Consider the following 12,344-nt stretch of genomic DNA (forward strand, 5'->3'; position numbering starts at 1 on the left):
GCGCCCATCCTTGCAGAACGGAGCGACCTGCTTTACCACGCCGCCCCGGCGCCGAGACACAACCCCCGAGATTTCTTGTCCTGCGGAACTTCTCGCGAGGTGGCAATAGGATCGGCGACGTGACCGATCGAAACGTGCTTGGGGGGCCGCTGGAAGAGTGCGGCACCGATCCTCTCACCGGCTTCTACCGGGACGGCTGCTGCAGCACCGGGCCGGAGGATCTCGGTAGCCACACCGTGTGCACCGTCGTCACGGCCGAATTCCTGGAGCACCAGGCGTCCATCGGCAACGATCTGAGTACGCCGCGTCCGGAGAACAACTTCCCGGGCTTGCAACCAGGAGACCGGTGGTGCGTGGTGGCCGTGCGATGGCTACACGCGCATGAGGACGGTGTCGCCGCACCCGTAGTGCTGGCCGCCACGCACGAAAACGCCCTGGAAGTGATCTCGATGGACATCTTGCGTAAGTACGCCGTCGACGTGCCCAACGACGTCAGCGACCTGTTGTAAATCGCCCATCCCCGGCGGCAGCCCGCGGCCCATGCCCGGCTGCCGACCGGCCCTGTCCCCGCCCGCTGACCCTGCCCGTTCGGGCCATGTCCCGTTGCGACCCGCGTCGCTTTTGTGCCACACCACCGCGCCGTCTCACATAGCGATCCAAATCACACCCCGCCCGACGGCACGCGCGGCCCGACCTGTCCGTCGCGGTCATTGCCGATCGGCACCAGCTCTCGGGATCCGCACCCTCGGTGGGCACCCTCAGAGGGGCGGATTCTGAGAAGGGGTGTGGCAGTTGGCAACAGCGGGGCGTTCATGAGCGGCGGGCGGCGGTGCGTCGGCGGTGTGCTTTCTGGCGGCAGGCCGCCGAGCAGTAGCGGGGACGGCGGCCAGTGCCGGTGTGTCGGACCTCGGCGTCGCAGACCGGGCAGCAGTGGTCATCGATTTCGTTACGATTCGATGATTCGTTACGCGCATCGATCGCAGTAATGAGATTCGTTACGCCCGGCGCGGCACGCATCGCGTCGAGGACAATCGCGGCGGTTCGGTCGATTCCACCTGTGGATTGCTGAAGCCGTTGGATGGCAACACATCCGGTGAAAATGGCAAGCACATCGGACACCTCGATATCGGTGCGCACCGCGCCCTGACGCTGCGCGGCCAGCAGCAGCGCAGCCAACGCCTTATGGAAGCGCGCACCCGCGCCCATCAGCAGAGCGCGCGGCCAGCCGTCATCGGATTGCATCAGTTCGCACAGCGCCTCGTTGCCGGGCGTCGACGCCACCACCTCGGTGCAGAAGTCGAAGAACGCGGCACCGGGATCCGGCGCGTCGAGGTAGTCGGCGGCCAGCTTGGCCAGCCGGTCGACACGCTGCTGCATAACCGCTTCCAGCAGATCGAGTTTCGTCGGGAAGTGCCGATAGACGGTGCCCGCGCCGACCCCGGCTCGACGGGCCACCTCGGCCAGCGACACCGAGGCGCCGTATTCGGCGAACGCTCGCTGCGCGGCGGCAAGCACCAGCGCGCGGTTACGCCTGGCATCGGCACGGGCCGCGGTATTCGGCGCGGCGTCGACTGAAACGGTCATTTCGTTACGGCCTTCCCTTGCGTGACCTGGCCAACCGGGTCACAGCACCCGTATGGTCCGAAATACGGGTTGTCCCACCCGATTCTATCGACAGAGAAGGCACGCATGTCCCCTCAGCACAACCTCGTCCTGGTCACCGGAGCTACCGGCAAGCAGGGCGGCGCGGCCACCCGCAGACTGCTCGCGGATCGCCGGGCGGTGCGCGCGCTGGTCCGCGACCCACACGCACCTGCCGCGCAGTCGCTGGCCGCCGCTGGCGCGGAACTCGCCGTCGGCGACTTCGACGCCCCCGACACCCTGCCCGCTGCACTCGCCGGTGCCACAGCGCTTTTCGCGGTACCGCCCGCCGCCTTCGGCCCGCAGGGCTGGGATGCCGAACTCGAAGCGCAACGCGGCCTGGCGCTCGTCGATGCCGCCCGCCGAGCCGGTGTCGAACAGATCGTGTTCACCGGCATCGCCTCGTTCAACGGCGACGACACCTGGGGCGCCGCAGGCAAGAGCCGCATCGAGGAGGCCATCGCGGCCAGCGGAACTCGCTACACCCTGCTGCGCCCGGTTCGCTTCATGGAGAACTACCTCCTGCGCGGCATGCCGGTCGACGGCATCATCGACGGCGTCCATCGGCACCTGTTCCCCGCCGACCAGCCGATGAAAGTCATTGCCCTGTCCGACATCGCCGACATCGCCGCCCTCGCCTTCGCCGACCCCGACCGCTTCCACGGCAAGACCCTCGAACTCGCAGGCGACGCGCTCACCCCACCCGCCGCGGCCGAAGCGATCACCAACGCCACCGGTCACCCGGTCCGCTACCAAGAACTCGACGAGTCAGCCGCCGCCAGCCTCGGCGACTCGATCGCGCACACCTGGCGCCTGCTGCGCTCGACCGGCGGTTGGCGCGCCGACATCCCCGCCATCCGCGAAATCCACCCGGGCCTGCGCACATTCGACACCTGGCTCACCGAAACCGGTGCCGCCCAGATCAAATCGCTCCTCGACAGCGACCAAATCCCCACCCCGCACTAACAGCCCGCCGAGGACAGCCGCGCGCTTTCCGCTTGCAGCACCACCTTTCGCATCCTCCCGGTGCGGCGCATGAAAAGCGTGCGGCACAGCTCGCGGCGCCCATCAGTGTCGGGTCAGCGCCGCGGCAATGGACGACTGCCGCCAAAACCAGCCGCACCCCCTCCAGCTGCCCGCATCAGCTGTTCGCATGCGATTCCCGGTGCGGCGCATGAAAAGCGTGCGGCGCGGGTCAGCTGGCAGCGCCTACCGGGGCCAGGTTTTGGCCGCGCATGCGCTGCGAGATGACCTGGGTGATGCCGTCGCCGCGCATGCTGACGCCGTAGAGGGCGTCGGCGATCTCCATGGTCGGCTTCTGGTGGGTGATGACGATCAGCTGGCTCTTCTCCCGCAGCTGCTCGAACAGGCCGATGAGGCGGCGCAGGTTGGTGTCGTCGAGCGCGGCCTCGACCTCGTCCATCACATAGAACGGGGACGGCCGGGCACGGAAGATGGCCACCAGCAACGCCACCGCGGTGAGCGACTTCTCGCCACCGGACAGCAGCGACAGCCGCTTGACCTTCTTGCCAGGCGGCCTGGCCTCCACCTCGATGCCGGTGGTGAGCATGTCGGACGGGTCGGTGAGCAGCAGCCTGCCCTCGCCGCCGGGGAACAGCTTCGAGAACACGCCGACGAACTCGCGCTCGACGTCCTCCCACGCCTCGGTGAACACCTGCAGGATCCTGGCGTCCACCTCGGCGACCACCTCGAGCAGGTCCTTGCGCGCGCTCTTGACGTCCTCGAGCTGGGTGGCCAGGAAGTTGTAGCGCTCCTCGAGCGCCGCGAACTCTTCCAGCGCAAGGGGATTCACCTTGCCGAGGGTGGTGAGGTCCTTCTCGGCGCGTTTGGCGCGGCGTTCCTGGGTCGGCCGGTCGTATGGCATCGGCGCGGGCGCGGTGACCTGCTCGCCGCGTTCCTTGGCCTGCTCGTACTCTTGCCATTCCAGGTCCGAGGGCGGCAGCGGCACGTCGGGGCCGTACTCGGCGATCAGGTCGCTGAGGGCGATACCGAACTGCTCGGAGATGGTCGTCTCGAGCTGCTCGATGCGCAGCGCCGCTTGGGCTTTCGCCACTTCGTCGCGGTGCACCGCGTCGGTGAGCTGGGCCAGCTGGGTGGCCAGCGCGCGCACCCGCTCCTTGACCTGCTCGACCTGGGCGGCAGCCTCACCGCGACGGCGAACCAGGTCGTCGCGGCGGGTACCCGCCTCGGCGACAACCTTTTCCAGCTCCGCGGCCACCCTGGCACCCGATTCCGCCACGGCCGCAGCGACTTCGGCCGCCTTCTTACGCGATGCTTGAGCACGTTCGGCGCGGGCGCGGGTCTCGCGTTCGGCGCGCGCGGCTCGGCGCAGCGAATCCGCCTTGCCACGAACCGATTCCGCGCGTTCCTCGGCGGTGCGCACCGAAAGTCGCGCTTCCACCTCCATCGACCGAGCCTCGGCCAGCGCGGCGGCGGCCTCCTCGCGTTCGCGGCCAGCGGTCTCGGTGCCCGCCGAGGTGCCGTCGGAGTCGATCTCGCTCTGTTCGAGTTCGGCATTGCGCAGCCGGTCCTCGATCTCGGCCAGCGAGGTGAGCGATTCCTCCCTGCTCGCCTCGGTTTCGGTGCGCTGGGCGAGCAACCGCTCGCTGTCGGCTTGCGCGGTGCGCGCCGTGTGGCCGAGCCTGCCAAGCCGGTCGTAAATGGCGACCAGCGACTGATCGGATTCGTGCAGCGCGAGCAGTGCCTGGTCGACGGCGTCCTTGCGATCGGCCTGTTCGGCTAGCGCGCCGGACAGTGCCGCCTCGAGTTCCTCGGCCCGCCGCTGCGCCGCGACGAGATCGGATTTGGCCCCGTCGATATCGGCCTGGATCTCCAGCTGACTCGGCGCGCGGTCGGATCCGCCGAGCAGCCAACCGGTTCCGGTGATGTCGCCGTCGCGGGTGACCACCCGCACGTCCGGCCGCGCCGCGACCACCGACCTGGCGGTCGACAGATCGTCGGCGACCGCGATACCGGCGGTCAGCGCAGTGATCGCACCGCGCACGCTGTCCGGGCACTCCACCACGTCGGCGAGCCAGCGCGCCGCACCCGGCAGCGGGCCGAGCTGCGGACGGCTGACCCCGTCGGCACCGAATACCAGTGCGGCACGCCCACCGTCGGCGTCCTTCAAGGCGCGGATGGCGTCGTGCGCCGACTCGCCGGTGTCGGCCGCGACGGCATCCGCGAGCGGCCCGAGCGCGGCGGCGACCGCGGCCTCGAACCCGCCGTGCACCCGCAACAGTCCGGACAGCGGGCCGAGCAGCCCCTGCGACCGATGCTCGACCAGCCAGGCGGCACCGTCCCGGCGGGCCAGGCCCATGCCGAGCGCCTCGATCCGCGCCGACAGCGACGCGACCCGCTTGCTCGCCTCACGATCCTGTTCGCGCAGTTCGGTCACCCGCTGATCGGCCAGCGCGAGCGCCTGCGTCGCGTGCTCGTGTTGCGCGTCCAGGCCAGCCTCACCGGCGTCCAGCTCGCTGAGTTCGGCCTGCACCGTGTCGAATTCGGCCTGTGCGGCGTCGCCGCGCTGCCTGGCGTCGGCGATCGACGTGGTCAGCCGCGCGATCTCGCCGTCGTAGGACTGGGCCCTTGTCCGCAGCGTGTCGACTTTGCCGACCAGCCGTGCCACGCCCTCGCGACGATCCGCGATCGCGCGCACCGCGGCCAAGTGTGCCTGCTCGGCGGCCTTGGCGGTGTGCTCGCGTTCGGCAAGCGCGTCCCTGGCCGCCTCGAGGGTCTCGGTCGCGATCTCGACCGCCTCGCGCAGCTCGGCCTCCTCGGCCTCGACGCGCTCGGCCTCGGCCTCCAGCTGCTCCGGGTCGCGTCCGTTGCCGACCGGGGCTTCGGTATCGAGATGGCGGGCCCGGTCCTGCGCGATCCGAATGGTCGCGTTGACCCGCTCGGCCAGCGCGGAGAGCTGGAACCAGATCTGCGCGGCGGCCTCGGCGCTCGGCGTCAGCCTGGACAGCTGGAATTCCTGCTGCGCCAGTGCGGCATTGGCGGCGTCGAGTTCGCTCTGCACGTTGATGTGCTGCTCGCGGGCGTAGGCTTCCTTGCTCTGCTGGCTCTCCAGTTCGCCGCGGCGAGTCACCAGGTCGTCGGCGGCCAGGCGCATCCGCGCGTCGCGCAGGTCGGCCTGCACGGTCTGCGCGCGGCGGGCGACCTCGGCCTGCCTGCCGAGCGGTTTGAGCTGGCGGCGCAGTTCGGTGGTGAGGTCGGTGAGGCGGGCCAGGTTGGCCTGCATGGCGTCGAGCTTGCGGACCGCCTTCTCTTTGCGCTTGCGGTGCTTGAGCACGCCGGCGGCCTCTTCGATGAACGCGCGCCGATCCTCCGGGCGCGATTCCAGAATGGCCGAGAGCTGGCCCTGCCCGACGATGACGTGCATCTCACGGCCGATGCCGGAGTCGCTGAGCAGCTCCTGCACATCCATCAGTCGGCAGGAGCTGCCGTTGATCTCGTATTCGCCAGCGCCGTCGCGGAACATCCGCCGGGTGATGGACACCTCGGCGTAGTCGATCGGCAGCGCGCCGTCGGAGTTGTCGATGGTGAGGGTGACCTCGGCGCGGCCGAGCGGCGCGCGGCCAGCGGTGCCTGCGAAGATCACGTCCTGCATCTTGCCGCCGCGCAGCGCCTTCGCGCCCTGCTCGCCCATGACCCAGGTCAGCGCGTCGACCACGTTCGACTTGCCGGATCCGTTCGGACCGACCACACACGTGATACCGGGTTCCAACCGCAGCGTCGTCGCGGACGCGAAGGACTTGAAGCCCTTCAACGTCAGGCTCTTGAGATGCAAGTTCGACGACCTTTCCGTTTTCGATTGGCGGCCTTCGTCGGTTCCACGAGCGTGCCCGTCGCGCACGCCGCCGTGTTCTGCCTGGTCAGCAGACGCGGGCGACCAGCCATGGTATCCGTCGAGTGTCGAATACCTCGGACGCGGGACAGCCCACGTGACCGTATGGTGCTTCGGCGATACACGTAGGTTATCGAGTCATCCCGCAATATCGCGTATTTCAATGTGCCCGAGGTTTGCCGGACGCGTCGCCTTAGTGTCTACCCCACCGGATCCGGTGGTGCGACCGACGCGCCCACCGCATGCAGGACGGTAGCGCGCCCCGACAGGGCCCGTTGCTGCCCGCAGGTAACGAACTCGGGCATCTTGTTCGACCTCAGCGGAACCTTTACACCAATAGACCAACGGACTCGCCGCACGCCATGACGCCCGGCGACGTCGCCGCATACGATCCAGTCTGATTCGCCAGCGGGAATGTTTGGAGCGCCAGAGGATGCCAGCCCCAGCCGGGACCAGTACGGCGTTCCGGCTTGCCCGAATCGCGGCGCTCGTGCTCGGCAGTCTGTTGTTTCTCTACGCGTGCGAGAACAGCAAGAGCGCCGTGCTGGCCGACAAGTGGGTCGAGGTCGCGATCGCGGGCGGGTTGTTGGCGGCCGGGCTGGGGGCGGCCTGGTTCGAGATCAAGTTGAACGACTATCGCGATTTCGACGAGGACGACGAGCTGGAGCGCGCGGAGGTTCGCGGGGGGCACATCAAGAGTCGTGCGGAAGTCCGCACCGAGGCGGCGAAGGCTCGTGCGGTTGGTCGCGGCGACCGCACCGCGGGAGGTGCAGCCCATGGCCGCAAACGCAAGAACCGATGGATACCCGGCAACGTCCGCGCCGACGAACCGAGCACCGGAACCCGGGAATTCCTGGTCGAATCCGAGGGCTGGTCGATGCGCGCCAAGATCGCCCGGTCCGGCGATCTGATCTTCCATGGACACGATCTCGGCGGCACCTATCCCGCCTACGAATGGATGTGGGTCTTCCATTCCGACACCTTCGCCGAGATCCGTATTGCCCTCGGCGATGACGAGGGTGACATCCTGGAACTCCTCGAAGATGTTGTGCCGCAGCTGAATCGGCACGGTCGGCACGATCCCGGTGCCTGGCTGCGCACGCACGACATCCCGGCCACCTATCGCGAGAAGGGGGTCAGCGCCACCCAGGAAACCCGGGAACTCCCGCTCCTCGAGCCCGGCCTCCCCGACCCGACACCCCGGCGTGATGAACCCGTTTCGCCGCGTGCGCGCCGAAATGAGCTGCCGCCCAGCCGTTCCCGTCGTGCGAATCGGAATTCCGCACCGCCACTGGACGATGACTCGGCCCCCATCCCGATCGAACGGGAGTACTCCGCACGCTCGCGGCGAGATGCGGTCGCGTCCTCCGGATCCCGGCACGAAGACTCCATGCCTGCCCGATCACGACACGATGAGTCAGCACCGGCACGCTCGCAGTGGAATTCCGCCGTACCTACGCGCTCGGCAGGCGAAGACTTCAGATCCACACGATCACCACGCAACGAGCCGGAACCCGCACGCTCCCAGTGGAACTCCCCCGCCCGCTCGACGCGCGACGACTTCGAGCCCACACCATCACCACACGATCAGCCGGAACCCGCACGCTCGCAGTGGAGTTCCTCGGCACGCGAAGACTTCGGACCCGCACGGTCACCATACGAGGACCCAACCCCGGCCCGATCGGCGTGGGAGGACGATCCCGCACCATCTCACGAGGACCCCGAACCTCGATGGCCGGTCCGGGACGAGAACGCGCGCCCCCCGCTCGAGCGGCGCAAACGGTCTCGGCAGGTGGAACCGGCAAGCGACTGGTCCCGCCACGACGACTCCGCGCCCGCACAGTCCCCCTACGAGGACCCAGCTGAGGCGTGGGCACGACGCCAACGCCTCGATGCCATTCAGGCGCAGCTGGAACAACAGTCGCACGCACAGCCGGAGCAGTCGTACCGCAGGGAAGCCGCACAGCCGCAGTACGATTCGCGCCACAGTGCGCCCGACGATTTCCTGCCGTTACAACGCAGAGGCAGCTCCGCCGTACCGCAGCACGCGGAAGCCGCTCGATACGAGCAGCTTCCGCCGCCTGGGCAACGACCCGGTCCGTCCTGGCCCGAGCGCTCTATGCCGAGGCAGCGGCAGGCACCCCAACAACCACCACAGCGCGACGAATACCCCTGGGCCGACCAGCCTTCCGAGTACGACGAACCGCCGCCCGCGCGCCGCCATCGGTCGAGCCCGCCGCCGAATTCCCCTGGCTCCGGCCGTCATTCGGCATCGCACAGCGCCAGCCCGCCGTGGCAGTAGGCGCTGCCGACACCCGTTGAACGACCGAACTCAGCTCGTGTGACGCGAATACCGCCCGGACTCGAACCCGGTCAGCATGCGGAACACCAGGACCGCACCCCACGGTCCGATCACCCAGATCGGCCACGGGTAGGTGAATTCGCCGACGCTGAGCGAGATCGTGCCCCAGATCAGCACAACGAGCACGCTCACACCGAGCCAGCTGCTGCCTTCGATCTTCTGCCAGATCGGGATCCGGGAGCGCGAATCCGCTTTTCCGGCAGTCTCTTTCGGCAGCTTGGGCAGGTCCGACAACACCAGCTGCAGGTCGTCAGTCGTGATGGTCGCGTACACCTGGGCGGCGCGCTGGTCGTACTCGGTGAGGTCGATGCGCCCATCCTCCAGATGCCTGGCGAGCAGGCGCACCACCTTGTCACGTTCGGCGTTCGAGGCGCGGGTACCGGTCGAGATGTCCATCAGAAATCCTTATCGACGGTTCCACCCTCCCAGTGGAATATGCATCAAGAATGAACACTCCATTGTGGAATGTCAACCCCTCGACGACCCGGCGGTGGTGTCGCGATCCGGCGCGCGGCAGTATGGACGGTGCTCAGTTCGCGGACGCACAGGGTCCGCGTCGACGAAATCTCCCAGGAGGCATAGGTGTCGGAAACCGTGCGCGGTGTCATCGCCCGTAGCAAAGGCGCGCCGGTCGAGATCGTCGACGTGGTGATTCCCGATCCCGGCCCACACGACGTGGTCGTTCGGGTGCAGGCGTGCGGCGTCTGCCATACCGACCTGCACTACCGCGAGGGCGGCATCAACGACGAGTACCCGTTCCTGCTCGGGCACGAGGCCGCTGGCATCGTGGAAACCGTCGGCACCGAGGTCACCCACGTCGAGGTCGGCGATTACGTGATCCTGAACTGGCGCGCGGTGTGCGGCGAATGCCGGGCCTGTAAGCGCGGTCGCCCCTGGTACTGCTTCGCGAGCAACAACGCGAGCAAGAAGATGACCCTCACCGACGGTACCGAGCTGAGCCCGGCGCTCGGCATCGGCGCCTTCGTCGACAAGACGCTCGTGCACGAAGGTCAGTGCACCAAGGTCGATCCCGCGGCCGACCCCGCGGTGGCCGGGCTGCTCGGCTGTGGCGTGATGGCGGGCATCGGTGCGGCGCTCAACACCGGCAACGTGTCCCGCGGCGACACCGTTGCGGTGCTCGGCTGCGGCGGCGTCGGCGACGCCGCCATCGCGGGCGCGCGGCTTGCCGGTGCGAAGACCATCATCGCGGTCGATCGCGATGCGCGAAAGTTGACCTGGGCCAAAGACTTCGGCGCGACCCACACCATCGACGCGACCAGCGAGGACGTGGTCGAGAAGATTCAGGAGTACACCGACGGCTTCGGCGCCGACGTCGTCATCGAGGCGGTCGGCCGTCCGGAAACCTGGAAGCAGGCGTTCTACGCCCGCGACCTGGCGGGCACCGTGGTCCTGGTCGGCGTCCCCACGCCGGACATGACCATCGAGATGCCGCTGATCGACCTGTTCTCCCGCGGCGGCGCCCAGAAGTCCTCCTGGTACGGCGACTGCCTGCCCGAGCGCGACTTCCCGATGCTGATCGACCTGCACCTGCAGGGTCGCCTGCCGCTGGAACGCTTTGTCACCGAACGCATTTCACTCGACCAGGTGGAAGCCGCGTTCACCGCGATGCACGCGGGCGATGTGTTGCGCTCGGTGGTGGTCCTGTGAGGATCGATCGCGTCGTCACCTCCGGCACCTTCACCCTCGACGGCGGCACCTGGGACGTCGACAACAATGTCTGGCTCATCGGCGACGACAACGACGTCTTGATCGTCGATGCCGCGCACAACGCGGACGCGATCGCCGACGCCGTCGGCACCCGCAACGTCGTCGCCATCCTGTGCACCCACGGCCACAACGACCACGTCACCGTCGCACCGGAATTGAGCACGCGCCTCGACGCCCCCATCCTGCTGCATCCCGCCGACGACCCACTCTGGCGGATGACCCACCCCGACGTCGACTACCGCTCCCTGGCCGACACCCCCCGAATCACGGTGGCCGACACCGATATCGACATCCTGCACACCCCAGGCCACTCCCCAGGCTCGGTCTCCCTGCACCTCCCGGAAGCAGCCGCCCTCTGCACCGGCGACACCCTGTTCTCCGGCGGCCCCGGCGCCACCGGCCGCTCCTACTCCGACTTCGACACCATCATCGCCTCCATCCGCGACCGCCTACTCACCCTCCCCGACGAGACAACGGTGCACACCGGCCACGGCGACGCCACCAGCATCGGCACCGAAAAGCCCTCTCTCGCAGACTGGATCGCCCGCGGCCACTAATTCCCTTGCGGTCACCGGCGATGCCGTTGCCCTGGTGTCGATCGTGACTTCCCCAGAGGCGTCCAGACGCTAGCCACCTGTCGAGTCTGGAGTCTTCGCATGCCTGTTGTCTTGGGTGTCGCCGTATTCGCGCAGGGGACATCGGAATTCATGTTGTCCGGCCTGATCCAGCCCATCGCGGCGGACCTCGGAGTTTCGCTCGGCTCTGCCGGGTTACTGACCTCGCTGTTCGCGGTCGGCATGATCATCGGCGCCCCGCCGATGGCGATGGTCGCCGGTCGTTGGCCCGCGCGCTACGCGCTGACCGGATGCCTGTCGTTGTTCATCGCGGCGCACGTCGTCGGTGCGCTCACAACGCACACCCGCCGCAACATCCCGGCACAACAACCCCGATCCCACACTGACCACTAGTTCACGAGTGGCACACGGTTGCGGCAAACGCCGAGTAGCCCACACCACGGTGTACCACTCACGGTCCGACCACCCGCATCTGCACGCCGCCGAGGGCGGATACGTGCAGAGCCGTGGTCGGCGACATTGTCACCCCCACCGGTTATCGTGAAAGCCATGGCCGCCCCTCACTCCGACCCGGCAAACACCCCCGTGCCCGCCGCGGAACCCAAAGCGCTGCGGGCTGCCCTTGCTCCCGAACTACGGGCCGAATTCGACCGCGAATGGGATCTTGTCCTCGAGCAGGCAAAGGACTCCCATACCCTCGAAGATATCCACGCGCTGCTCAACAAGTGGCAGCACACCGCCGTCATGGAGATCCGCGAACCCGGCTCCTACCAGCGGATGCTCAACAAAGCCGCGCGGATCCAAGCCGACGGCGGCCGCGTGACGGATGTCTCGATTGAGGACGTCCGCGTGCTGCTGGCGCACCGGTTGCAGGCAGGTTGAGGCACCACGCCACGTGTATCTCATCGTTCCCGACCCTGACACAACCGAACAGATCGCGGCACTCCCCACTGAGGTGCTGCGCGAATTCGCCGAAGTCCTCACCGTCCTAGAACTGACACCGTGGGCAGGCCAACCACAAAACGCCGACAACCCCGATGGGGCGGTCCGGCGCTGGACCTTCGGGCCCGCCCACGCCGGACAACTCGTCTATCTCATCGATGACCGCGCACGAGAAGTGCACCTTCTCATGGTGCAGTGGTTCGGCACTCTCGGAGACCATCCCTGA

Annotated in this window: 10 protein-coding genes and 1 pseudogene; 8 read left to right on the plus strand and 3 right to left on the minus strand. The window is 68.0% G+C overall.

Annotation, left to right across the window (positions count from 1 at the left end; genetic code table 11):
• Positions 1-119: 119 nt before the first annotated feature.
• The gene (locus OG203_RS13320) at positions 120-509 is read left to right on the plus strand and encodes a DUF2237 family protein (protein WP_040737431.1); all 390 of its coding nucleotides are present in this window, start codon (positions 120-122) and stop codon (positions 507-509) included.
• Positions 510-810: 301 nt separating this feature from the next.
• Here OG203_RS13320 and OG203_RS13325 read toward each other — a convergent pair whose 3' ends face one another.
• Entirely contained in the window at positions 811-1,584 is a 774-nt protein-coding gene (locus tag OG203_RS13325) for a TetR/AcrR family transcriptional regulator (protein ID WP_405165957.1), read from the minus strand.
• Between the two features lie 105 nt (positions 1,585-1,689).
• On the opposite strand from OG203_RS13325, the gene OG203_RS13330 reads away from it, so the two are divergent.
• Complete coding sequence (locus tag OG203_RS13330; protein WP_405165958.1) at positions 1,690-2,607, plus strand: NmrA/HSCARG family protein; 918 nt, start codon at positions 1,690-1,692, stop codon at positions 2,605-2,607.
• Positions 2,608-2,836: 229 nt separating this feature from the next.
• On the opposite strand, the gene smc is transcribed toward OG203_RS13330, so the two are convergent.
• Complete coding sequence (gene smc, locus OG203_RS13335) at positions 2,837-6,454, minus strand: chromosome segregation protein SMC (RefSeq protein WP_405165959.1); 3,618 nt, start codon at positions 6,452-6,454, stop codon at positions 2,837-2,839.
• A 490-nt stretch (positions 6,455-6,944) separates the two neighbouring features.
• Here smc and OG203_RS13340 point away from each other — a divergent pair, with 490 nt between their 5' ends.
• Positions 6,945-8,813 (plus strand): hypothetical protein, encoded by a 1,869-nt coding sequence (locus OG203_RS13340; RefSeq protein WP_405165960.1) that lies wholly within the window; start codon positions 6,945-6,947, stop codon positions 8,811-8,813.
• 30 nt (positions 8,814-8,843) lie between these two features.
• Here OG203_RS13340 and OG203_RS13345 read toward each other — a convergent pair whose 3' ends face one another.
• Positions 8,844-9,269, minus strand: a complete 426-nt coding sequence (locus tag OG203_RS13345; protein ID WP_405165961.1) for a DUF1707 domain-containing protein — start codon at positions 9,267-9,269, stop codon at positions 8,844-8,846.
• Between the two features lie 186 nt (positions 9,270-9,455).
• Here OG203_RS13345 and OG203_RS13350 point away from each other — a divergent pair, with 186 nt between their 5' ends.
• The 5 genes and pseudogenes from OG203_RS13350 (at position 9,456) to OG203_RS13370 (ending at position 12,344) form a co-directional block, all read left to right on the plus strand.
• The gene (locus tag OG203_RS13350; RefSeq protein WP_405165962.1) at positions 9,456-10,541 is read left to right on the plus strand and encodes an S-(hydroxymethyl)mycothiol dehydrogenase; all 1,086 of its coding nucleotides are present in this window, start codon (positions 9,456-9,458) and stop codon (positions 10,539-10,541) included.
• On the plus strand, positions 10,538-11,158 hold the full coding sequence (locus OG203_RS13355; RefSeq protein WP_405165963.1) for an MBL fold metallo-hydrolase: 621 nt from the start codon (positions 10,538-10,540) through the stop codon (positions 11,156-11,158). Before OG203_RS13350 ends, OG203_RS13355 begins: the two co-directional genes overlap by 4 nt.
• Positions 11,159-11,257: 99 nt before the next feature.
• A pseudogene (locus OG203_RS13360) lies at positions 11,258-11,515 on the plus strand (MFS transporter); the annotation flags it as partial.
• Between the two features lie 210 nt (positions 11,516-11,725).
• Positions 11,726-12,058, plus strand: coding sequence for a DUF6247 family protein (locus tag OG203_RS13365; protein WP_405165964.1), 333 nt, complete (start codon positions 11,726-11,728; stop codon positions 12,056-12,058).
• Between the two features lie 13 nt (positions 12,059-12,071).
• Positions 12,072-12,344, plus strand: coding sequence for a hypothetical protein (locus OG203_RS13370; RefSeq protein ID WP_405165965.1), 273 nt, complete (start codon positions 12,072-12,074; stop codon positions 12,342-12,344).

It is taken from the genome of Nocardia sp. NBC_01499 (assembly GCF_045040275.1).
Lineage (GTDB): Bacteria > Actinomycetota > Actinomycetes > Mycobacteriales > Mycobacteriaceae > Nocardia.